This is a genomic window from Phenylobacterium sp. SCN 70-31 (assembly GCF_001724605.1).
Lineage (GTDB): Bacteria > Pseudomonadota > Alphaproteobacteria > Caulobacterales > Caulobacteraceae > Phenylobacterium.
In genome coordinates this window covers 19,201-41,887 of record NZ_MEEX01000037.1, presented here as the reverse complement: position 1 = coordinate 41,887, position 22,687 = coordinate 19,201, and the positions used below count along the sequence as shown (strand labels likewise).

At 70.3% G+C, this 22,687-nt stretch carries 20 protein-coding genes and 1 tRNA gene; 15 read left to right on the top strand and 6 right to left on the bottom strand.

Annotated elements, in window-relative coordinates:
- The first annotated feature begins 71 nt into the window (after positions 1–71).
- The 4 genes from ABS78_RS20950 (at position 72) to ABS78_RS20935 (ending at position 4,698) form a co-directional block, all read left to right on the top strand.
- Positions 72–1,067, top strand: coding sequence for an LLM class flavin-dependent oxidoreductase (locus ABS78_RS20950; RefSeq protein ID WP_293384231.1), 996 nt, complete (start codon positions 72–74; stop codon positions 1,065–1,067).
- A gap of 103 nt (positions 1,068–1,170) precedes the next feature.
- Positions 1,171–2,703 carry an acyl-CoA carboxylase subunit beta gene (locus ABS78_RS20945; protein WP_293384097.1) on the top strand — a complete coding sequence of 511 codons (1,533 nt, stop codon included), beginning with the start codon at positions 1,171–1,173 and terminating at the stop codon, positions 2,701–2,703.
- 97 nt (positions 2,704–2,800) lie between these two features.
- Entirely contained in the window at positions 2,801–3,811 is a 1,011-nt protein-coding gene (locus ABS78_RS20940) for a BON domain-containing protein (RefSeq protein WP_293384094.1), read from the top strand.
- A 44-nt stretch (positions 3,812–3,855) separates the two neighbouring features.
- Positions 3,856–4,698: an aminoglycoside phosphotransferase family protein gene (locus ABS78_RS20935; RefSeq protein WP_293384091.1), complete on the top strand. Its 843-nt coding sequence runs from the start codon at positions 3,856–3,858 to the stop codon at positions 4,696–4,698.
- Here ABS78_RS20935 and ABS78_RS20930 read toward each other — a convergent pair.
- Both ABS78_RS20930 and msrB read right to left on the bottom strand, forming a co-directional pair.
- Positions 4,632–5,354, bottom strand: a complete 723-nt coding sequence (locus tag ABS78_RS20930) for a hypothetical protein (RefSeq protein WP_293384088.1) — start codon at positions 5,352–5,354, stop codon at positions 4,632–4,634. The two genes, ABS78_RS20935 and ABS78_RS20930, sit on opposite strands and share 67 nt — an antisense overlap.
- A 95-nt stretch (positions 5,355–5,449) precedes the next feature.
- Complete coding sequence (gene msrB / locus ABS78_RS20925) at positions 5,450–5,941, bottom strand: peptide-methionine (R)-S-oxide reductase MsrB (protein ID WP_293384084.1); 492 nt, start codon at positions 5,939–5,941, stop codon at positions 5,450–5,452.
- Between the two features lie 194 nt (positions 5,942–6,135).
- Between msrB and ABS78_RS20920 the strand changes: the two genes are divergently transcribed.
- Positions 6,136–8,109 carry an acetyl/propionyl/methylcrotonyl-CoA carboxylase subunit alpha gene (locus tag ABS78_RS20920; RefSeq protein WP_293384081.1) on the top strand — a complete coding sequence of 658 codons (1,974 nt, stop codon included), beginning with the start codon at positions 6,136–6,138 and terminating at the stop codon, positions 8,107–8,109.
- A gap of 219 nt (positions 8,110–8,328) precedes the next feature.
- On the opposite strand, the gene lipB is transcribed toward ABS78_RS20920, so the two are convergent.
- Positions 8,329–9,078, bottom strand: a complete 750-nt coding sequence (gene lipB, locus ABS78_RS20915; RefSeq protein WP_293384078.1) for a lipoyl(octanoyl) transferase LipB — start codon at positions 9,076–9,078, stop codon at positions 8,329–8,331.
- Between the two features lie 56 nt (positions 9,079–9,134).
- On the opposite strand from lipB, the gene ABS78_RS20910 reads away from it, so the two are divergent.
- The 6 genes from ABS78_RS20910 (at position 9,135) to ABS78_RS20885 (ending at position 14,145) form a co-directional block, all read left to right on the top strand.
- Entirely contained in the window at positions 9,135–9,386 is a 252-nt protein-coding gene (locus ABS78_RS20910; protein WP_293384075.1) for a FliM/FliN family flagellar motor switch protein, read from the top strand.
- Between the two features lie 88 nt (positions 9,387–9,474).
- Positions 9,475–9,559: transfer RNA gene (locus ABS78_RS20905), tRNA-Leu, on the top strand.
- A 178-nt stretch (positions 9,560–9,737) separates the two neighbouring features.
- Positions 9,738–11,153, top strand: a complete 1,416-nt coding sequence (gene mgtE, locus ABS78_RS20900) for a magnesium transporter (protein WP_293384072.1) — start codon at positions 9,738–9,740, stop codon at positions 11,151–11,153.
- 97 nt (positions 11,154–11,250) lie between these two features.
- A complete protein-coding gene (locus ABS78_RS20895) occupies positions 11,251–12,534 on the top strand; it encodes a lysozyme (RefSeq protein ID WP_293384069.1) in 1,284 nt (427 codons plus the stop codon).
- Positions 12,535–12,571: 37 nt separating this feature from the next.
- Positions 12,572–13,738, top strand: a complete 1,167-nt coding sequence (locus ABS78_RS20890; protein WP_293384066.1) for an isovaleryl-CoA dehydrogenase — start codon at positions 12,572–12,574, stop codon at positions 13,736–13,738.
- Positions 13,735–14,145, top strand: a complete 411-nt coding sequence (locus tag ABS78_RS20885; protein ID WP_293384063.1) for a DUF3574 domain-containing protein — start codon at positions 13,735–13,737, stop codon at positions 14,143–14,145. Before ABS78_RS20890 ends, ABS78_RS20885 begins: the two co-directional genes overlap by 4 nt.
- Here the strand turns inward: ABS78_RS20885 and ABS78_RS20880 are convergent.
- A complete protein-coding gene (locus tag ABS78_RS20880) occupies positions 14,140–14,955 on the bottom strand; it encodes a helix-turn-helix transcriptional regulator (protein ID WP_293384060.1) in 816 nt (271 codons plus the stop codon). The two genes, ABS78_RS20885 and ABS78_RS20880, sit on opposite strands and share 6 nt — an antisense overlap.
- A gap of 185 nt (positions 14,956–15,140) precedes the next feature.
- Here ABS78_RS20880 and ABS78_RS20875 point away from each other — a divergent pair, with 185 nt between their 5' ends.
- Complete coding sequence (locus ABS78_RS20875; protein ID WP_293384057.1) at positions 15,141–17,483, top strand: hybrid sensor histidine kinase/response regulator; 2,343 nt, start codon at positions 15,141–15,143, stop codon at positions 17,481–17,483.
- A gap of 143 nt (positions 17,484–17,626) precedes the next feature.
- Here ABS78_RS20875 and ABS78_RS20870 read toward each other — a convergent pair whose 3' ends face one another.
- Complete coding sequence (locus tag ABS78_RS20870; RefSeq protein WP_293384054.1) at positions 17,627–19,438, bottom strand: patatin-like phospholipase family protein; 1,812 nt, start codon at positions 19,436–19,438, stop codon at positions 17,627–17,629.
- A gap of 65 nt (positions 19,439–19,503) precedes the next feature.
- Between ABS78_RS20870 and ABS78_RS20865 the strand changes: the two genes are divergently transcribed.
- Both ABS78_RS20865 and ABS78_RS20860 read left to right on the top strand, forming a co-directional pair.
- Positions 19,504–20,343 carry an enoyl-CoA hydratase-related protein gene (locus tag ABS78_RS20865; protein WP_293384051.1) on the top strand — a complete coding sequence of 280 codons (840 nt, stop codon included), beginning with the start codon at positions 19,504–19,506 and terminating at the stop codon, positions 20,341–20,343.
- A gap of 9 nt (positions 20,344–20,352) precedes the next feature.
- Complete coding sequence (locus ABS78_RS20860) at positions 20,353–20,763, top strand: DUF1489 domain-containing protein (protein WP_293384048.1); 411 nt, start codon at positions 20,353–20,355, stop codon at positions 20,761–20,763.
- 32 nt (positions 20,764–20,795) lie between these two features.
- Here ABS78_RS20860 and panC read toward each other — a convergent pair whose 3' ends face one another.
- Positions 20,796–21,650: a pantoate--beta-alanine ligase gene (panC, locus tag ABS78_RS20855; protein WP_293384045.1), complete on the bottom strand. Its 855-nt coding sequence runs from the start codon at positions 21,648–21,650 to the stop codon at positions 20,796–20,798.
- A gap of 155 nt (positions 21,651–21,805) precedes the next feature.
- Here panC and ABS78_RS20850 point away from each other — a divergent pair, with 155 nt between their 5' ends.
- Positions 21,806–22,675 carry a division plane positioning ATPase MipZ gene (locus ABS78_RS20850; RefSeq protein ID WP_293384042.1) on the top strand — a complete coding sequence of 290 codons (870 nt, stop codon included), beginning with the start codon at positions 21,806–21,808 and terminating at the stop codon, positions 22,673–22,675.
- Positions 22,676–22,687 lie beyond the last annotated feature (12 nt).

Genomic DNA, 22,687 nt, shown 5'->3' with positions numbered 1-22,687 from the left:
AGCGCCGCCGTCCGTCCCGCAAATCTCTCGGGCGGGTCGCGCCAGCGCCCGCGAGCCCCTAAATGGGCGACATGGTCCCGCTCTCCGTCCTCGATCTGTCCCCCATCGTCCAGGGCGGAAGTCCCGGCCAGTCGCTGCGCGCCAGCCGCGATCTCGCCCATGCGGCCGAGCGGCTGGGCTACCGGCGCTACTGGCTGGCCGAGCACCACAACATGACCGGGATCGCCAGCGCCGCCACTGCGGTCGCCCTGGCCTATGCGGGCGAAGGCACGTCCACGATCCGTCTGGGCGCGGGCGGCGTCATGCTGCCCAACCACGCGCCCCTGGTCATCGCCGAGCAGTTCGGGACGCTCGAGGCCATCTTCCCCGGGCGGATCGACCTGGGCGTGGGCCGCGCGCCGGGCACGGACCAGCTCACCGCCCGCGCGCTGCGCCGGACGCTGGTGGGCGGCGTCGACCGCTTTCCCGAGGACGTGCTGGAACTGATGGCCTTCCTGGCCGATCCCCAGCCGAACCAGGCCATCCGCGCCGTGCCGGGGGCGGGCTCGAACGTGCCGGTGTGGATCCTGGGCTCCAGCCTGTTCGGCGCCCAGCTCGCGGCGGCGCTGGGGCTGCCCTTCGCCTTCGCCTCGCACTTCGCGCCCCAGATGCTGGACGAGGCGGTGGAGATCTACCGCCGGGAGTTCACGCCGTCGTCCGAAGGCGCGAAGCCGCACCTGATGCTGGGCCTGAACGTGGTTGCGGGCGAGACGGACGCCGAGGCTCGGTTCCTGTTCACCTCGATACAGCAGGCGTTCCTGAACCTGCACCGGGGTCAGCCCGGCCCGCTGCCGCCGCCGCGCGAGGACGCGGACGGCCTTCTGGCGGGCGCCACGCTCCAGCCCGGTTCGCCGCTTTCGAAGGCGGTGGTGGGCGGGCCGGACACGGTGCGCGCGGGTCTGGCGGCCTTCATCGAGCGCCATCGCCCGGACGAGATCATCGTGACCGCCCAGATCTTCGAGCAGACCCGGCGCATCCGCTCACTGGAGCTGGTGGCCCAGGCCCGCGACGCCCTGACGTCGGCATAGGCGGGACCTGGCGCGGCTCGCGCCGGGAGGGGATGCCCCCGCGTGAACTTGCCTCGATGGATGCGCGGTTCTACGGCTGCGCGTCCGTGAAGGAAGGTCGTCCGTGAAGCATATCCTGGAAGAACTCGAAAAGCGCCGCGCCGAGGCCCGTCTGGGCGGGGGCGAGAAGCGGATCGCCAGCCAGCACGCCAAGGGCAAGCTGACCGCGCGCGAGCGGATCGACCTGCTGCTGGACGAAGGCTCGTTCGAGGAGTTCGACATGTTCGTCGAGCACCGCGTCGCCGAGTTCGGGATGGACAAGCAGCGCATCCCCGGCGACGGCGTCGTCACCGGCTGGGGCCGCATCAACGGCCGGGTGGTGTTCGTCTTTTCCAAGGACTTCACGGTGTTCGGCGGCTCGCTGTCATCGGCCCACGCCGAGAAGATCCTGAAGGTCCAGCGCCAGGCGATGAAGGTGGGCGCGCCCGTGATCGGGCTGTTCGACGCCGGCGGCGCGCGAATCCAGGAGGGCGTGGCGGCCCTGGGCGGCTATGCCGACATCTTCCTGGAGAACACCCTGGCCTCGGGGGTCATCCCTCAGATCAGCGTGATCATGGGCCCCTGCGCGGGCGGCGACGTCTATTCGCCCGCCATCACCGACTTCATCTTCATGGTGAAGGACACCTCCTACATGTACGTGACCGGTCCCGATGTGGTGAAGACCGTCACCCATGAGGACGTCAGCCACGAGGACCTGGGCGGCTATCGCGTCCATGCGCTGAAGTCGGGCGTGGCGGACGGAGCGTTCGAGAATGACTTGGAGGCGCTGACCCAGGTGCGCCGGCTGGTCGACTTCCTGCCGCTCAACAACCGCGAGAAGCCGCCGGTCCGCGAGGCCTACGACGAGCCCGGGCGGGCGGAGATGAGCCTGGACACCCTGGTCCCGGCCAATCCGAACAAGCCCTACGACATGAAGGAGCTGATCCTGAAGGTCGTGGACGAGGCCGACTTCTTCGAGATCAGCCCCGACTTCGCCAAGAACATCGTCGTCGGCTTCGCCCGCATGGACGGCCAGCCGGTGGGCATCGTCGCCAACCAGCCGCAGACGCTGGCCGGCGTTCTGGACATCGATTCCAGCCGCAAGGGCGCCCGCTTCGTGCGCTTCTGCGACGCCTTCGAGATTCCGATCGTCACCTTCGTGGACGTGCCGGGCTTCATGCCGGGCACCAAGCAGGAGCAGGGCGGCCTGATCCGCCACGGCGCTAAGCTGCTGTTCGCCTACGCCGAGGCCACCGTGCCCAAGATCACCCTCATCACGCGCAAGGCCTACGGGGGCGCCTACGACGTGATGAGCAGCAAGCACATCCGCGGCGACATCAACTACGCCTGGCCCACCGCCGAGATCGCGGTGATGGGCTCGAAGGGAGCGGTGGAGATCATCTTCCGCAGCGAGATCGGCGACCCCGAGGCGATCGCGGCGCGCGAGGCGGAGTACAAGGCCCGCTTCGCCAACCCGTTCGTGGCGGCCTCGCGCGGCTACATCGACGATGTGATCATGCCGCACTCCACGCGGAAGCGGATCGTCAACGCGCTGAAGAACCTCAAGGGGAAGCAGCTCACCAACCCGTGGAAGAAGCACGACAATATCCCGCTCTGACGGCGGCGGACTTTCGGGGAACCCCTTCGCGGCGGACTTGTTCTGAAAGCCAGGCGGGCGCGGACCGCGCCTGTGACTCGGAACAAAGGAGAACGCCATGGCGGGACGCTGGCACGACGAATGGGACTGGCGCGCCGAGCGCGACCGGCGCGACGACGATCGCTACGATGCCTATGACGCCGATAACGGCGGCCGCGCGCGCTGGTCGCGATCGGAAGGTCGTTCCTTCGAAGGCGACCGTGGGTTCGGCGAACAGGATCGGGTGTTCGGTGAACAGGACAGCGGCGTCGGCTATAACCGCGGTCGGGACGAACGGCCCGACTGGCAGCGCGCCGACTACCGCGGCGTTTCCCCCGCCATGCGCCGGGGAGACTACGACGCCGGCTATCGCGCCCGCACAGGCCAGGACGCCCGGCGCCACGACAGCCATACCAATCCCTACGGCGCCAACGACTGGCGCAACGAACAGCCGGGCCCCTACGGCTATGCTCCGGAGGGCCGCCGGTTCGGGACCGCCGACGCCGACCGCCGTTGGTCGCGGGAGATGCGCCGACCCGTGTACGGCGACAGCTTCGAGTCCGCGCGCAGCTACCGCGACTCGGACGAGGGCCGGGACTTCGAGGACCGCGCGCGCGAGGCGGGAGACTTCTTCCGTCGCGCGGGGCAGCGGATCTCCAACTGGTTCGGCGACGCCACCGACTTCGACGAAGACCGCCGGCGCTATGACGCCTATCGCGGCCATCGCGGCCTGGGGCCCAAGGGCTATCAGCGTTCGGACGACCGGATCGGCGACGAGGTGAACCAGCGTCTCACCGATGACGCTTGGCTTGACGCCAGCGAAGTCAGTTGCTCGGTCTCGGGCGGCGAGGTGACGCTGTCGGGTACGGTGATCAGTCGCGAAGCCAAGCACCGCGCCGAGCGACTGGTCGAGGACATCTCGGGCGTGAAGCATGTGCAGAACAACCTGCGGATCGACCGCGGCTCGTACTTCACCCGATCAGGCCGGGGCTTCGGCTACAGCGCCGACGAAGCCGGCATGGCGTCGTCCGAAACGCTCAAGGACGTGACCGACGGTCACAACGGCCCGCCGGCGCAGAAGAAGAGCTAGCGGCCGCGACAGGCGCTTCCCGGCCACCTAGGCTGGGAGACGTCATGCTGTCCGCCTTCCAGCCCTGGTTGGTCCGCTGGGGCCTGGAGCCCGATGGCGACCCCGCCGTCACGCCCTATGCGGGAAGCCGCCTTCTGCCCGTCCGCCAGGGCGGGGTCGCCGCCATGCTCAAGCTGGCCTCGTCGGCGGACGAACGCCGCGGCGCGCGGCTGATGGCCTGGTGGGCGGGGCAGGGCGCGGCGCCCGTGCTGGCCCACGACGACGACGCGCTTCTGATGCTGCGGGCCGGCGGCGACGGCGACTTGAGACAGGCGGCGGACGCGGCGGCGTTTCCTCGCCTGTGCGAGGTGGTGGCGGCGTTGCATCGTCCGCGCCCGGACCCTCCGCCCATGCCGCCTCTGTCGCGGCTGTTCAGGGCGTTGCTGGACTCCGGCGAGCCGCGGCTGGCGGCGCCGGCGGCCGTGGCGCGGATCCTGCTGGACGATCCTCGGGACCAGGTTCTGCTGCACGGCGACATCCATCACGGCAACGTCCTGGACTTCGCCGCGCGAGGCTGGCTGGCGATCGACCCGTGGGGCTATGCGGGCGAGCGCGCCTATGACTACGCCAACATCCTGCGCAACCCCGACTTCGATCGTGTTCGGACGCCGGGGCGGTTCGACCGCGGACTCTCGGAAATCTCGCGCCTCGCCGCGTTGGATCCCGACCGCCTGCTCCGCTGGACCTACGCCCACGCGGGCCTCGCGGCGGCGTGGGAGCTGATGGATGGCCACGACCCGGCGCGGTCCTGGACGGTGATGGCGCTGGCGGAGGCGCGGCTTCAGAGCGGCGGCGCGGGCGGGGCGAGGCCGGCCCGGGGCGTGATGGGCGCGCCGCCGCCGAACTGAGGGCACCGGTCCCAGTTGAAGGCGCGGACGCCGAAGACGTCGATGCAGGCCGGAACCTCGCCCGATCGGATGCGCCCTTGCTGCTGGAGCCAGGTGCATTGGGCCACCGCGCCGATGAGGTAGCTGGCGACCGGCGATTCGGGGTGGCGTCGATTGGCGATCCCTCGATCCCCGGCCCGGGTGTCGGTGAAGGCCAGGCCGTAGCCCATGGGCGTCAGCACGATGGTATGGGCGTACTCGTGCGCGGCCACGTTGATGGCGCACGACTGCGCCACGATGTCGGGTTGGGCGAAGGCGGCCAGCACCCGGCGGCCGATCAGCATGTCCGAATAGCGCCCTGTGACCGCGCCCTCGCCGGCGGCGGCGAGGATGGGGCCGCCGTCGTTCACCACCGCGACCTGGGCCGGTGCGAAGCGGGCGCCGAACGGCTTCAGGGCCACGATATCGGCGACGCGCGCGATGGTGGCGTCCTGTTCGGACGGGCGGGCGTAGACCACCGGATAGCGGTCCTCCAGGACCAGCAGGTTGCGGCGGAAGTCGTCGGAGACCAGGACCGCGTGGGCCTGCTCCAGGAGGCGTGCGAGCCTGGTCGCCTCGGCGTCGTCCGCGGCATGGAGGCTGTCATAGGGCGCGCGCCCGGGCGCGGTGTCCTCCATGCGGTTCCCCCAGGCGATCCACGCGACCATTCCCACGGCCGCGAGGGTCGCCCAAACTCCGCTGCTCCAGAGCGCGGAGCGCTCGCGCTCGGCCATCAGCCGGCGGGCAGGGAATGGGCGTTGTCGCCACGGCCCAGGGGGTCGCGCAAGGGCGCGCCTGTCGGCGTGAACTCCAGCGAGACCGAGTTGATGCAGTACCGCAGCCCGGTGGGCGGGGGACCGTCGGGGAAGACGTGGCCCTGATGACTGTCGCAGCGGGCGCAGCGGGTTTCGATCCGCACCATGCCCCAGGACGTGTCGCGCACGCCCTTCACATGGGTCTCGTCGATGGGCGCCCAGAACGAGGGCCAGCCGGTGCCGCTCTCGAACTTGGTCCTGTGCCGGAACAGCGGCAGCCCGCAGAGGCGGCAGCCGTAGACCCCGTCGTCCTTCTGGTCGAGCAGCCCGCCGCAGAACGGCGCCTCGGTGCCATGGTGCAGCAACACCTCGGCCTCCTCGCGCGTCAGCCCCGCTTCCAGGCGCTTGCGTTCCTCTGCGTCAGGCGGCGAGAGGGAGAAACCGGAGGGAGAGACCGTTGGCGTGCTCATGGACGCCAATCTAGGGTCGCCTCCTCCGCCGCGGAAGACCGGAGTCGACGCGCCATGATCATCCCGACCGCCCCAGGGACCGAAGAAGGCCGGGACGTCGGGACGCCGGGGGGCGGGGGTCTCGGCCTGCTGGCCGGAACGCTCATGGCCGTAGCTCCGCGCGCGGGTATGAAGCTGGGTGCATAAGGACTGGAATGTTCTCGAAAATCCTGATCGCGAACCGCGGCGAGATCGCCGTCCGGATCATCAAGACCTGCCGTCGGCTGGGGATCAAGACGGTGGTCGTCTATTCCGAGGCCGACGCCGATTCGATGGCGGTGGAGATGGCCGACGAGGCCGTCTTCATCGGCGGGGCCCCGGCGGCTGAAAGCTATCTGGTGGCCGACAAGATCGTGGACGCGGTGCGCCAGACCGGCGCCGAGGCGGTCCATCCCGGCTTCGGCTTCCTGTCCGAGAACGCCGGGTTCGCGCGCCGGCTGGCCAAGGAGGGGATCGTCTTCATCGGGCCCAATCCCAAGGCCATCGAGGCCATGGGCGACAAGATCGAGTCGAAGAAGTTCGCCGCCAAGGCCGGCGTCTCGACCGTGCCTGGCCACGTGGGCGAGATCGACGACACCGCCCACGCCATCAGGATCGCCGAGGAGATCGGCTATCCGGTGATGATCAAGGCGTCGGCCGGCGGCGGCGGCAAGGGCATCCGGGTGGCGTGGAACCGCAAGGACGTGGAGGAGGGATTCCCCGCGGTGCGCGCCGAGGCCAAGGCCAGCTTCGGCGACGACCGCATCTTCATCGAGAAGTTCATCGAGAGCCCGCGCCACGTCGAGATCCAGGTGCTGGGCGACAAGCATGGCAACGTCGTCCACCTGTTCGAGCGCGAGTGCTCGATCCAGCGCCGCAACCAGAAGGTCATCGAGGAGGCGCCCAGCCCCCTGCTGGACGAGAAGACCCGCAAGGCCATGGGCGAGCAGGCCGTCGCCCTCTCCAAGGCCGTGGGCTACGACAGCGCCGGCACGGTGGAGTTCGTGGCCGGCCAGGATCGCAGCTTCTTCTTCCTCGAGATGAACACCCGCCTGCAGGTCGAGCACCCGGTCACCGAGATGATCACCGGCGTGGATCTGGTCGAGCAGATGATCCGTTCGGCCGCCGGGGAGAAGCTGCCGTTCGCCCAGAAGGACCTGAAGATCAACGGCTGGGCGATGGAGAGCCGAATCTACGCCGAGGACCCGTACCGCGGCTTCCTGCCCTCGATCGGCCGGCTCGTCCGCTACTCGCCGCCTCAGGAGGGCGAGACGCCCTACGGCTTCGTCCGCAACGACGCCGGCGTGCGCGAGGGGGACGAGATCTCGATGTTCTACGACCCGATGATCTCCAAGCTGTCGACCTGGGGGAAGACCCGCGAGGCGGCCATCGACGTGATGGGCCGGGCCCTGGAGGACTTCCACATCGAAGGTCTGGGCCAGAACATCCCGTTCCTGGCCGGCGTGATGGACCAGGCCCGGTTCCGGTTGGGCAAACTCTCGACCAACTACATCAAGGACGAGTTCCCCGACGGCTTCCAGGGCCTGCCGCCGACGGACGAACAGCGCGACATGATGGCGGCGGTGGCGGTGGCCATGCATCGGCGTCTGCAGGAACGCGCGTCGCCGGGACGGGTTCGCGACGACTGGATGGTGGTGGCCGGGCTGAAGACCCTGGCGGTGAACGTCCAGGCCATCGACGGCGGACTGACGCTCGACATCGAGGGGCGCAAGTTGCGGCTGGAGGATATCGCGTGGCGGCCGGGCCAGCCGCTGTTCCGGGGCAACCTGGACGGCCGGGACTTCACGGTCTCGGTGAAGCCGGCCGCGGAAGGCTTCGTCATCCGCCATCGGGCCAGCACCCTGCACGTCCTGGTGCTCACCCCGCGCTCGGCCGAGTTGCACGAGAAGCTGCCCCCCAAGAAGGCGGCCGACACCTCGAAGATGGTGCTGTCGCCCATGCCGGGCCTGGTGGTCTCCATCGACGTGGCGGCGGGACAGGAGGTCAAGACCGGCGAGGTCGTGGCCGTGCTCGAAGCCATGAAGATGCAGAACATCCTGCGGGCCGAGCGGGATGGGACCATCAAGGCGGTGAACGTGAAGGGCGGCGACAGCGTGGCCGCCGACGAAGTGCTGGTCGAATTCGCCTAGGGACGTCACCGGCCTCCGCATGAGCGGAGGTCCGGTATGTTTCGTCCACGGATTCTCACGGATCGACACGGATTGATGGCCACGGGGGCATCCGTGCCGATCCATGTTTCCTTGAAGTTCGAGAGGCGCCGCTTCGCGGCCGCTCAGGACGCGACGCCAGCGATCTCCACGACCCGTTCGTGTGTTCGCGCCCGATCTCCCGCGAGAGAGGGAATGGGCTCAGGATACGTCGGACGTTGGCGCTTCCGCGTCTTCCAAGGGCCCGAACACCCTCTGGAAGCTGGCCTTCAGCGCCGTATCGGCCTCGGCCATCGTCACGGGCAGGCCGAGGTCGACGAGGCTGGTGACGCCGTGGTCGGTGACGCCGCAGGGGACGATGCCGCCGAAATGGCTCAGGTCGGGCTCGACGTTCAGCGACACGCCGTGGAACGAGACCCAGCGGCGCAGCTTCACGCCGATGGCGGCGATCTTGTCCTCTCGGGTCGGCACGCCGGGCGCGCGTCGCTCGACCCAGACGCCCACGCGGCCTTCGCGCACGTCGCCTCGGACGTTGAAGGTGTTGAGCGCGCCGATCACCCACGCCTCCAGGGCCGCGACGAATGCACGAACGTCGCGCCGCCGCTTCGACAGGTCGAGCATGACGTAGGCCACGCGCTGACCCGGCCCATGATAGGTGAACTGGCCGCCGCGACCGCTCTGGAACACGGGGAAGCGTCCGGGATCGAGCAGGTCGCCCGCCTTGGCCGAGACGCCGGCGGTGTAGAGCGGCGGATGCTCGAGAAGCCACACCAGTTCGCCGGCCCGACCTTCGGCGATGGCGACCGCGCGCGCCTCCATCGCGGCGACGGCCTCCGGATAGGGGACGTGGACCGTCGAGACGGCCCAGCCGCATGCGGCCCCGTCGGTGCGACCGAAGGGCGCTGGCGTGGCCGTGTCCGGAGCCTGAGAGTTTAACGCGCGATCAAGCATGTTCGCCCAATGTGGGGCCGTGCGCGTATCGCGCAAAGGGCTAGAGGTGTTCGGGCGTGAGCCAGGTCAAGGCGGTGAATGTCGAAATCCAGGTGGTGCTGGGCCGGGCCACCCTGCCGATGGCGCAACTTCTGCGCATGGGCCGCGGCGCCGTCATCCCGCTGGACACGACGGTGAACGAGGAAGTCTGGATCCTGGCCAACAACCATCCGGTGGCGCGCGGCGAAATCCAGATCAACGACGAGCGCATCGCCATTGCGGTGACGCGCGAGGCCAACGTCTACGACTACATGGCCGGCGGCGTCTGAGGCGGGCTCCCGAGCCGGCGAAAGGGGCGCTTCACAAAGCGGGCGGGGTTTGCTACCTGCCGCGCCTCACCACGGCGCCTCACCACGAGCGGTCGTGGCGGAATTGGTAGACGCGCAGCGTTGAGGTCGCTGTGGGGCAACCCGTGGAAGTTCGAGTCTTCTCGACCGCACCATCCTGCTTCGCCTTCCGGGCTTCGCAGGACTTGACGTGGGCGCCGCCGGGCGAGCGGGATGCTCTGCGAAGCCCTGGCTTGTCCTGTGGCCGTCGAGTCCCTCGACCGCACCGGTGAATCAGGGCCACTACCGAGGCACGAGAAGAGTCGTCCGCACATACCCCCCGGGGAGGTCCGCATGAGCCGCGAAACGGACGACCTCGCCGACGTGGCCGACGCCGAGGAAGACCTCGAAGACCTGGCCCTCGAAGACGACTACGCCCTCAATCCCGAATTCGTCTCCGACGTGGCCGACGCGCTGGATCGCGGCGACGCCGAGCGGCTGCGCGAACTCCTGGCGGCGCTGCATCCGGCCGACGTGGCCGACCTCATGGGCTTCCTGGCGGCCGACGCGCGCGCGGAGCTGATCCCGCACCTCGATCCCGAGACCCTGGCCGAGATCCTGTCCGAGCTGGACAGCGAGATCCGCGAGGCGGTTCTGGAGCACGTGCCTTCGGCCACGCTGGCCAAGGCCATCGGCGAGATGGAGTCGGACGACGCGGCCGACGTCGTCGACGACCTCGAGGCCGACAAGCGCGCCGAGGTCATGGCGGCGATTCCCGAATCGGAACGGGCGGCCATCGAGACCAGCCTGGCCTATCAGGACGAGACCGCCGGCCGCCTGATGCAGCGCGAGGTGGTGGCGGCGCCGCAGTTCTGGACCGTCGGCCAGGCCATCGACCACTTCCGGCGGGACGCCGACGAACTGCCCGAACTGTTTTTCGACATCTATGTGGTGGACCCCGCCTACAAGCCGGTGGGGGCGGTGCCGGTCTCGCTGCTGCTGCGCCACAGCCGACAGACTCCGCTGGCCCAGATCATGGAGCCGGTGACCGAGATCACCGTCGACCTGGACCAGGAAGAGGTCGCCTACATCTTCGACAAGTACCACCTGATCTCGGCCCCCGTCGTGGATGTGGCCGGCCGGCTGGTGGGCCAGATCACCGTCGACGACATCGTCGGCGTCCTCCAGGAGGAGGGCGAGGAGGACATCCTGGCCCTGGCCGGCGTGTCGGATGCGGGCCGCGACGCCGATGTGCTGGGCATCGTGAAGTCCCGCCTGCCGTGGCTGCTGATCAACACCTTGACCGCCGCCCTGGCCGTCAGCGTGATCGGCGTGTTCGAGGGCGAGATCGAGAAGCTCGCGACCCTGGCCGTGCTGATGCCGGTCGTGGCCTCTCTGGGCGGCAACGCCGGCACCCAGACGCTGACCGTCGCCGTCCGGGCCCTCGCCAGCCGTGAGCTGTCGGCGTTCAATGCGGCCCGGACCGTGGTCCGCGAGATGGTGGTGGGCGTCGCCAACGGCGCGGTCCTGGCGGTGCTCACCGGCGTGGTGATCTTCGGCCTCTTCCACGACGCCCGCCTGTCGGCGGCTTTCGCCCTCTCGATGGTCATCACGCTGTTCGTCGCCGGCTTGGCGGGCGCCCTGATCCCGCTCGCGCTGGAACGCATGGGCCGGGATCCGGCCGTTTCCTCATCCGTCTTCGTGACTTTCGTGACCGACTTCACAGGGTTCTTCGCCTTCCTGGGCCTCGCCGCGATAATCCTGATGTAATTCTCACCGGGCCATCTGGCGTCAGGTTTGCGCCGGAGGTCCTGGGGCGCCGCGCGCCTGTGCCGAATTGGGACGACTGGGGAGTTATTGGGGAGCCATGCTCTCGCGCCACCGCGTTTCCCGGGCGGCCATCGAACTGATCAAGCGGTTCGAAGGCTACCGCCGACACGCCGCCCAGCTGCCCGATGGCCGCTGGACGATCGGCTACGGGCATACCCTGACCGCGCGCGAGGGGGCCGAGGTCTCGGAGCCGGACGCCGAGGCGTTGCTGGTCTACGACCTGATCGCGGTGCAGCACGCCGTCAACGAGACCCTGTACGCGCCGATCGGCCAGAACCAGTTCGATGCGCTCTGCAGCTTCGCCTTCAACATCGGCCTGGACAATTTCCGGCGCAGCCAGGTGCTGAAGCGCCTGAACGCCGGCGCCATGGTCCAGGCCGGCTGCGCCATGGAGCTGTGGCGAAAGACCGACTTCGAGGGCGAGCGGATCGTGCTGGACGCGCTGGTCCGGCGGCGCGCCCATGAGAAGGCGCTGTTCCTGACGCCGGACGACGGCGGGTGGGCGGCTGCGCCCTCGTCGGTGCTGCGTCCGGCCATCGACCTGGACGCCCTCGATCTGGTGCCCGTGCGCCGCCCTGTGACCGTCGAAGCCAGCTTCGAGGGCGACAAGGTCTCGCTGCGACGCGAACCGGCCGCGACGGACGAGCCCGGGATTCCGGCCGAGCCGCCGCCGGACCTGATCTCCGAACCCGTCGCGGCGGTCACGGCCGCGGCCGAGGCGGTGACATCGCGCCTGGAGAGCATCTTCGCCGATCCTGGACGCGAGCCCGAGGCCGCCGCGGAGACCGAGGCCAAGGGTGGCGCGGCGGATGCCGGGACGCCCGAGGGCGAGCCGCGTCCTGAGGCCGATCTCGCGCCGCCGTTCGGGTCCTTTCCCGAACCAGGGCTCGAACCCGCAACCGAACCCGGCTCCGACACGGGACCCGCTCTCGAGCCTCGCCGGGAGCCGCCGAGGTTCGAAACGGCCGCCGACGCCGAGCTGGACATCCCGCGGGCTCCCCAGGGGGCTGCGTTCGCGGACGTCCTGGATGCGCCCCTGGTGAATCTGGAGGTCGGGCCGTCCGAGTTCATTCCGGCGCGGCCGCGGCCTGCGCCGCGACCGAAGGAACCCTCCCTGGCGCTGGATCTGCTCCTGGCGCTCCTGGGGCTGGCCTTCTTCGGATTCGGCCTGTTCTGGGGCCTGAACTGGCGTGGCGACGTGGGGGGTGTCGTCACCCCGCGGATGGTCGCCTGGTCGGCGGGTCTGGCGGGCGTAGGCTTCGTGGCGGTAGCCGTCTTCCGCCTGTTGCAGCGGCTGGGACGCGAGGCCGAACGGGACTGACGTCGCGGCGCGGCGCGGGGCGTGCTAACCAGCCGCCATGATCGCGAACCACGGACCTGCGATGGATTTCGGCCTGGGCGAGGCCGCCGACGCCATCCGCGACACCACGGCGCGTTTCGCGGCGGATCGCATCGCGCCGCTGGCGGCCGAGATCGACGCCACCAACACCTTTCCTCGCACCCTGTGGCCGCAGATGGGCGAACTGGGCCTGCACGGGATCACGGTGGAGGAGGCGTTCGGCGGCCTGGGCCTTGGCTATCTCGAACATGTGGTGGCGATGGAGGAGGTGTCCCGGGCGTCGGCCTCGGTGGGCCTGAGCTACGGCGCCCACTCGAACCTGTGCGTGAACCAGATCCGGCGCTGGGGCACGCCGGAGCAGAAGGCGCGCTATCTGCCCAAACTCATCTCGGGCGAACATGTCGGCTCCCTGGCCATGAGCGAGGCGGGGGCGGGCTCGGACGTGGTCTCCATGCGCCTGCGGGCCGACCGGAAGGGGGGCCGCTACGTCCTGAACGGGACCAAGTTCTGGATCACCAACGCGCCGCACGCCGACACCCTCGTGGTCTACGCCAAGACCGATCCGGAAGGCGCCTCGCGCGGGATCACCACCTTCCTCGTCGAGAAGGGCATGAAGGGGTTCAGCGTCTCGCAGAAGCTGGACAAGATGGGCATGCGCGGCTCGGACACCGCCGAACTGGTGTTCGAGGACTGCGAGGTGCCGGAGGAAAACGTCATGGGGCCGGTCGGCGGCGGGGCCGGCGTGCTGATGAGCGGCCTCGACTACGAGCGCACGGTGCTGGCGGCGGGCCCGCTGGGGATCATGCAGGCCTGCCTGGATGTGGTGCTGCCCTATGTGCGCGAGCGGAAGCAGTTCGGAAAGCCGATCGGCAGTTTCCAGCTCATGCAGGGCAAGGTGGCCGACATGTATGTGGCGCTCAACTCCGCGCGGGCCTACGTCTACGCCGTCGCCCGGGCCTGCGACGCCGGCCGGACGACGCGGTTCGATGCGGCGGGGGCGATCCTGATGGCCAGCGAGAACGCGGTGAAGGTGGCGCTGGAGGCGATCCAGGCGCTGGGCGGCGCGGGCTATACCCGGGAGTATCCGGTCGAGCGGCTGCTGCGCGACGCCAAGCTCTATGACATCGGCGCCGGAACCAACGAGATCCGCCGGTTCCTCATCGGCCGGGAGCTCTTGGGCGGATGAGGATCGCTCTGGCCGCACTGGCGATCGCGGCGTCGGCGGGGTGCGCCAGCCCCCGCGCCGTGATGCTGTCGTCCGCGTGCCCCGACGGGCAGTCCCAGCTCCGGACGGCCCAGGTCTTCCTGGCCGTGAAGCCGCCGGCCCGGGTGGGCGAAGCCGACCTGCAACGTTTCGTGGACGACGAGGTCAGGCCCCGCTTCCCGGACGGAGTGACCGTCGTGAGGGGCGGCGGCCAGTGGACGGGCACCGAGGATCGCCTGATGCGTGAGGCGCGCAAGGTCGTGCTGATCGCCCTGCCGTCGCGCGGCGACCCGACGGCCGAGGTCGAGGCCGTCCGGACGGCCTACAAGGCCCGGTTCCGGCAGGAAGCCGCTGTCGTGCTGCCGCCGCCGACCTGCGTCACGCTATAGGGCTCCTGCGGCCGAAAGCCGGGCGTCGTGCGCCGCGCGCAGGGCGTCCGCCGTCGCGGCGTCGGCGGGGAAGAAGGTCTCCAGCGTCAGTTCCGAAAGGGTGATGTCCACGGGCGTGCCGAAGACCGTCGTCGTGCCGAGGAACGACAGCAGGGTGTCGCCCGCCATGAGCTGGAACGGGATCGCCACGTCGCCGTAGTCCTCTGGCCGGCGGTCGGGCGCCGGCGGCTGGGGATAGCTCCGGATTTCCTCGATCAGGTCCGCAAGGCCGGGATCGGCGGTCAGCTCCACCTGCCGCCGGAGCCGCTCCAGGGCGTGGGCGCGCCATTCGCCGAGGTTGGCGATGCGCGGGGCCAGGCCGTCGGGGTGCAACGAGAGGCGCATGACGTTGGGCTGCCCGGCCAGGAGTTCGGGCGCCACCCCCGCCAGCAGCGGCTCGACCGCCGCGTTCGCCGCCACCAGATTCCAGCGCAGGTCCACGACCAGGGCCGGATAGGGTTCGTGCGCCTTCAGGATGACGTCCACCGCGCGGCGGGCGGCGGTCAGATGCGGATCGTCGAGGCGGCGTTCGGGAAACATGGGCGCATACCCCGCTGCGACCAGGACGACGTTCCGCTCGCGAAGCGGGATGTCGAGCTGCTCGGCGAGGTGGAGAAGCATCTCCCGGCTGGGCTGGGCGCGGCCGGTCTCCACGAAACTGAGGTGGCGGGTCGAGACGTCGGCTTCCAGGGCCAGGTCCATCTGGCTCATCCGCCGGCGGGTCCGCCAGATGCGCAGGTGTTCGCCGACGTGTTTGAAGGCTGGGGTCATGCGTTCGACCTTAGCGGCGGCGCGAGGCGGGTCCATGACCTGGCAGGTAAAGCGATGCGGAAGTCGAAGACCGGCGTTACCTGCGACGATGCGCCTCACGCTACAGCTCAGGCGTGCGCTGGCCCTTAAGGTATTCGTGAAATGGTGGAGAGCGCCACAGCCACGCTCGCCGCCATAAGGACCCCGTGCTGGAAGCTCAGGACCCCGTGCTGGAGATCACCGGCGAGGATACGCCGTCCGCGTACCGGACGACGCTTGTCGGCCTGCTGCAACCCTGGCCGCTCTGGGTGGTCTTCAACGGCCTGACCGCCGGCGCCGCCGCGTTGCTGGGATCGCCCTTGTTCGCGCTGGTCTGGGCGGTGGTTTCGTTCGGCCTCGACGCGGGTCTCCAGGCGCTTTACCGGCGCTGGATTCCAGGTGCGGAGGCGGCTCCGCAGGGGCCGGGCCTCGCCCGCGTGTCTGCCGTCTGCGCGCTGCGGACGGCGGTGTGGATGGCCGCGCCCGTCGCGACGGTGTGGGCGGCGCCGTCGGCGGCTTCCTGGGCCTTCCTGGCGATGGCGTCGTCGACGCTGCTGGCGATGGCGAGCGCCGTGGGCTGGATGTCGCGCGGCGTCTGGATCGCCACGGCCGCGCCGGTTCTCATCGGCGTCCTCGTGGCGGCCGGGTCCGACCTGTCCGGCTTGGCCGGTCTCGGCGTGGCGCTGAGCGCGCTCTCGGCCGTCCTGACCTGCGCCCTGATCATCGTGGCGACGCGGCGCATCATCGATGGCGCCGCCCAGGACCGTGCTCAGGTTCAGGCCGCGATGCGCGAACTGCGGTCGGCGTTGCAGCGCTCGGAAGAGGCCGAGCTCCGAGCCGAGAGCGCTCTGGATCGGACGGTCCGCTCGGAGGAACGCCTGAACCTCGCGCTGGGCATGGCGGGACTCCACATCTTCGAGCTGGATTACGTCCGCGGCGAACTGGTGAAGGCCGGCGCGGAGGACACGTTCTTCTCGACGCCCAAGACCTTCGAGGATCTGGCCGACGACGTGTACGTCACCATCGATCCCCGCGACCGGCGCATGGTGAAAGAGGCCTGGCGGCGGCACGTTCAGGACGGCGAACCCTTCGCGCCCGAATACCGGATCGCGCGTGGCGACGGCGTCGAGGTCTGGGCCACCGGCAGGTTGCGAGTGATCGAAGGCGACGACGGCGCTCCGCTGCGGGTGATCGGCGCGCTCCAGGACATCACGGCCCGGAAACAGGCCGAACAGGCCCTGTTCCGCGCGCGGGACGAGGCCGAGGCGGCGAACCGCGCCAAAAGCCAGTTCCTGGCCAACATGAGCCACGAGATCCGAACGCCGATGAACGGCGTGATCGGGATGAACGAGCTTCTGCTGCGGACGCCGCTGACCCCGCAGCAGCGGCGCTACGCCGAGGCGGCCCGCAGTTCCGCCGACGCCCTCATGGTCATCATCGACGACATCCTGGATATCTCGAAGCTGGAGGCGGGCCGTGTCGAACTGGAGGCCATCGACTTCAGCCTCCTCCACCTCGTGGAGGGCGTGGTGGAGCTGCTGACACCCCAGGCGACGGACAAGGGCGTGGCGGTGGCTTGCCAGGTGGGGGGCGAGGCGCGCCTGCCGCTGAAGGGCGATCCCACCCGGCTGCGCCAGATCCTTCTGAACCTGGCGTCCAACGGGGTGAAGTTCACCGAGCACGGCCGCGTGGACATCGATGTCCAGGCCGAGCCGGCCGGTGAGAGCCGTCGGCGCGTCCGCGTGGAGGTGCGCGACAGCGGCATCGGCGTGACCCCCGAGCAGAAGCGAAAGCTGTTCCGCAACTTCCAGCAGGCCGACAGCTCGACGACCCGCCGGTTCGGCGGCACGGGCCTGGGCCTGGCGATCTCGCGCCAGCTCGTGGAACTGATGGGCGGGCGCATCGGTGTGGCCGACCGCGACGGCGGCGGCGCGGTCTTCTGGTTCGAGGTGGAGCTGGAGGCGGGTGGCGAACCGGCGACGCGGGTCGAAGACACGCCGTTCCAGGACGCCGAGCCTGCGGGGCACGCCAGGGTCCTGCTGGTCGAGGACAACGAGGTCAACGCCCTGCTGGCCGGGGAGATCCTCCGGCACGTCGGCCTCGCCGCCGAGCGTGTCTCGGACGGCGCCCAGGCGATAGAGGCGGTGGCGCGGGGCGGCTTCGACGTCGTGCTGATGGACGTCCACATGCCGGTGATGGACGGCCTGGAGGCCACGCGGCGCATCCGCGAGCTGCCGGGCGCTGCGGGCCGGATTCCCATCGTCGCCATGACCGCCAACGCCATGAAGAGCGACGAAGAGGCCTGCCGGGCGGCCGGGATGGACGATTTCGTCTCGAAGCCCTTCAAGCCCGACGAGTTCGTGGGGGCTCTCCTGCGCGTGCTGCTGATGGCGGCCGACACGGCGCCATCCACCGGCTGCGAGCCTCCTGAACAGCGAAAGCCCGCCCCATTGCTGGGGCGGGCTTTCCATAGTCGGACCGCTAAGGCGGCGCGCGACCTGCCGTCGTAAGGACTAGGCGCGAACCCCGTTCACGGAGGTCCAGGTCACGGTCACCGCTTGGCGGTTGGAGCTATGAGACACTGGATCACCTCCTTTCAGTTGTTGAACGAACACCCTGAATATGGGCCGCGTCGCCGCCGTCTGCAAAGGGCTCATTCCGCCGCAGCGTAGGCCGAGGCCATGAAGGGCGACAGAGTGGCGCCCTGCGCCTGTTGTTCGCGCAGGCTGGGGCGGCGCCGAAGCTGCGTGACCGGCTGGCTGAGCTTGTCGAGCGCCGCGAGCGTCGCGCGATAGCCCGCCTCGACCGCCAGGTCGTAGGCGCCCCAGTCGCGGATTTCGATGCCGCTCACGTCAGGCTGGATCAGCACGTCGGTCGCCTCGCGGGCGGCGGCCAGGTCGCGGCCGGTCGAGACCGTCGCCGTGCGCATCAGGAGCGAGACGATGGGCGGCCCCAGGCGCCACTGGCCCGACCGGATCCAGCGCCAGACCGACGAGGGCCGGGCCACGTCCTTGGCGGTGATGCTGCGCGCGGTGGTCACGTCCACGCCGACGACGGGGCCGGGCTGAGCCGCGCGCATGATGTCGGCCGGGAAGTTCTTCATCACGGCGCCGTCCACCAGCACGTTCTGGCCGTCGGTCGCGGGCGGCAGGACGCCGGGCAGCGAGATCGTGGCCCGCAGGGCCTGGGCCAGAGCCCCGCGCCGGTGGAGCTGGTAGGCGCCCGTGGTCAGGTTGGACGACAGGCAGAAGAACGGCAGCCAGAGGTCGGCGATCTGGGTGTCCCCGAAGTGGTGGTGCAGGCGCTCGCTGACCTTCACACCGTGGGTCATGGCCAGCAGGGGCAGGGCGATGTCGTCCAGCGGACTGGAGTTCACGAAGGCCTCGCGCAGGCGTCGGTTCATCTCCTTGGCGTCCCAGCCCATGGCCAGGCCCGCGCCGACGATGGCGCCCATGGACGACCCCCCGACGAAGTCGATCGGGACGCCGCGTTCCCGCAGCGCATTGATGGCGCCCACGTGCGCGTAGGCGCGGGCGCCCCCGCCCGATAGCACCAGGCCCACGGACTGCCCCGTCAGCAGTCGGGCCAGTCGCTCGAAGTCGGCGGCGTGACCGCGGCGGGCATGGAACACCCGCGCGGCGGCGGTGGCGTCCAGCCAGGCCTCGGCGCCTCGGGGCCGTTCGATCTCGGGAGGTTGGATCAGCAGCAGGTCGACCAGTCCCTGATCCTGCAGCGTGGCGGCGCCGGGCGGACAGGCGGCCTCCTCGGCCATCCTGTCGCCGCGGCCCACGCGGAGCAGGCGGTCCACCTGGCGCGGAACGAAGGCGGCCCAGGTCGGTTCGTCCCGCTCGGCCACGTAGAGGACGAAGTCGTGGACCCGTTCCACCTCCGAGAACCATTCGGTGGGCGCGGATTCGGCCTCGGAGCCGATGGTGGTGACCTCATAGCCGAGGGCGGCGATCTCGCGCTCGATCCGCTCCACCAGCGGGCGCATGGGGCCGGGACGCCCCACGGGGATGAAGCCGAACACCGAGGGATCGCCCACGGGCGGACCGCGCCGGGCGTTCTGGCGGCTGCGCAGGATCATCAGGCGGGCGAGTTCGGTCATCACCGAAGCGTCGGCGTCGCAGGCCGCGAAGAAGGCCGACTTTGGCACCGCGAAGATCTCGGAGTCCCGGAGGGCGTAGACGTCGGCCGAGTGCGGGATGCCGGCGATCAGCGACATCTCGCCGGCGGGCTCGCCGGGGCGGATGACACCCAGGAACTGCGGCTCCTGGCCCTCGTCGCGGCGGAAGGCGCCCAGCCGGCCCGTACGCACCACGAAGAGGCGGTCCGAGGCGTCGCCCTGGCCGAACAGCTTGGAGCCCCCGGGCAGGGAGAACCAGATGGTCTCGTCCCGTGCGCGCGGCTGATGGAACAGCCGCGCCAGGGCCGAATCGACGGGAATGTCCGGAAGGTCCGACACGGCGGCGGAGGGTAGCGTCCCCCGACGGCCAGGGCTATGCCTGCGCTCCCTTCCGGAGACGCCCCATGACCAACGAATTCGTTCATCCCCTCGTCGAGTTTCCGGACGTCAGCGCGACGACCGAGCTGGTGCACATCTCGGCCACCCTGGGCGGGGCGGTGACGGTGACGATGAACCGGCCGGCCAAGCGGAACGCTTTCGACGAAGGCCTGATCTCGGCGCTGGAGGAGGCGTTCCAGACGTTGAAGGGCGCCGAGGGCGTGCGTGTTGTGTTCGTCCGTGGCGCCGGCGGAACCTTCTCGGCGGGCGCCGACCTGGACTGGATGCGCGCCGCCGTCGACCGCACGGAGTCGGACAACCGCGCCGACGCGATGGAGTTGGCCAAGATGCTGAAGGCGCTGCACGACCTGCCGGCGCTGACGGTGGCCCTGGTCGAGGGCGGGGCGTTCGGCGGCGGCGCGGGCCTGGCGGCCGCCTGCGACCTGGCCCTGGCCACGGCCGAGGCCAGGTTCAGCTTTTCTGAGGTGAGGCTGGGCCTGATCCCGGCCACGATCAGCCCCTACGTGATCGAGGCCATCGGCCCGCGGCGCGCCCGCGCGCTTTTCGCCACAGGGCGCATCTTCGACGCCGCCCACGCCGAACGCGTGGGCCTCGTGGACGAGGTGGTGGCCGACCCGGCCGCCCTGCGCGCCGCGGCCCAGCGGATCGCCGCCGAGATGCGGGCCTGCGCGCCCGGCGCCGTGGAGGGCTCCAAGCGGCTGGTGGCCGACGTGGCGGGCCGCGTCATCGACCGGGACCTGATGGAGCTGACCGCCCATCGCATCGCCGCCGCCCGCGTGAGCGAAGAGGGCCAGGCAGGGGTGCGGGCGTTCCTGGAACGCCGCAAGGCGCCCTGGGCCGAGTAAGGGCGGCGCATGGCGCTTCACATGATCAAGCTGGTGGTCGGCGCGGCCACCATCGAAGACCTGCTGGCGTGGCGGGCGCAGCATGCCGGCCCAGGCGAGCCCTGGACCTTGCGGACGCGCATGACGCCCAAGCGGGCCGCCGAACTGCTGGACGGCGGTTCGGTCTACCGGGTCTTCAAGGGTGAGATCCTGTGCCGGCAACGCATCCTGGCGGTGGACACGGTGGGCGAAGGCGCGGCCGCTCGCTGCCACGTGACCCTCGACGAGACCATCGTTCGCGTCGCGCCGACGCCCCGCCGCGCCTTCCAGGGCTGGCGCTATCTGGAAGGCAAGGATGCGCCGCCAGACCTGGACGAAGCCGCCTTTGGGGACGTGCCCGCCGACCTCGCGCGAAGGCTGCGCGAGGCGGGGGCCTGGTAGGACATCGCCTATCCTGCCGCGCGAGAGGAACCTCAGTCGCCCACGTTGTCGATGAGGCGGGTGCGGCCGAGGCGGGCGGCGCCCAGGACCCGGAGAGGGCCGTCGGCTGGGCCGGGCCCGAGACGCTCCAGGGTTCCGGGGCGGCGGACCTCGACATAGTCCACCGGGCCGAATCCGGCGGCCACGAGACTGGAGACGGCCTGCTGCTCGGCCGTGGCCACGTCCGCGCCGGCCTTCACCGCCTCGAACACCTCGCGGAGCGCCGCGTTGAGCCGGGGGGCCACGGCGCGCTCGGCGGGGCTCAGGTAGGCGTTGCGGGAAGACAGCGCGAGACCGTCGTCGGCGCGGGCGGTCGGACCGCCCACGATCTCCACCGGCAGGTCGAGGTCGGCGACCAGGCGACGGATCACCTGGAGCTGCTGGTAGTCCTTCTCGCCGAAGACGGCGATGTCGGGCGCGCACTGGTTGAGGAGCTTGGCCACCACCGTCGCGACGCCGGCGAAGTGGCCGGGGCGCGCCTGGCCGTCCAGCGGCTCGGAGACGCCGGCGACGGTCACGGTGGTGGCGGCGCCGGCGGGGTACATCTCGACGGTCGAGGGGGCGTAGAGCAGATCGCAGCCCGCGCCGGCCAGCAGGGCGGCGTCGCCCGCCTCGTCCCGGGGGTAGGCGTCGAAGTCCTCGTTTGGGCCGAACTGGGTGGGGTTTACGAACACGCTGGCCACCACGCGGTCGGCGCGGGTCCGCGCCAGCCGCACCAGCGACAGATGCCCCTCGTGCAGCGCGCCCATGGTGGGCGTGAAGCCGATCCGAAGGCCCTCGGCGCGCCAGGCGCGGACGCGGGCGCGCAGGTCTGCTACGGTGCGGACGATCGGAAGGGACGCGGACATCGGCGGGCTTATGCGGCGGCGCCGGGGCCAAGTCCATCCGCAGGGGGCCTGTCGGCAGGCCGCGACGGAACTGTACGTTGACGTCGTCGGGGCTCGCGAGGTCACTTAGCGCAGGCGAGTCGGCCAAGCGTGGCCGGCGGGGAGCGAGAACTGTCATGAGCCAGGCCAGCACGGTAAGCCAGGCCAACACCGTCAGCAGGGCCAGCGTCATCGTGGTCGGCAACGAGAAGGGCGGGGCGGGCAAGTCGACCATCGCCATTCACATCGCCACGGCCCTGCTGCACGGCGGCGCCAAGGTGGCGGTGCTGGACCTCGACCTGCGCCAGCAGACCCTGGGTCACTTCTTCGCCAACCGTCGCGCCTGGCTGGCGGCGAATGAGGCCGAAGCGCCCATGCCGCTGGAACATGCGATCAGCTCCGCGGGGGACGCCCTGGCCAAGGCGCCCGCAGAGGAACAACTGGCCCGGTTCGAAGAGGCCTTCGCCGAGATGGCCCAGGCGGCGGACTTCGTTCTGATCGACACGCCCGGCAGCGACACGGCGATCAGCCGCGCGGCGCACGTGCGGGCCGACCTCATCGTGACGCCGATGAATGACAGCTTCGTCGATTTCGACATGCTGGGAGTGGTCGATCCGGTGACGCTCGATCTCAAGCGCCACAGCCTCTACGCCGAGACCGTTTGGAGCTGCCGCAAGCAACGGGCGACGAACGAGCGCAAGCAGATCGACTGGGTGGTGCTGCGCAACCGCCTGGCGCCCACCGAAGCCCGCAACCGCCGCCGCCTGGACGAGCGGGTGGAGGCGCTGTCGAAGAAGGTGGGATTCCGCGTGGGTCCGGGTTTGCGGGATCGGGTGATCTACCGCGAACTGTTTCCCTTCGGCCTGACCGTCGCCGACCTGTCGCCCGCCATCCGGCCGGTGTCCATGAGCCTGCAGCATGTGGCCGCCCGGCAGGAGCTTCGGGCGCTGATGATCGCCCTGGGCTTCACCGGGCTGGACGACGCCGAACGGATCGCGGCGGAGTAGACCGCCCCGCGG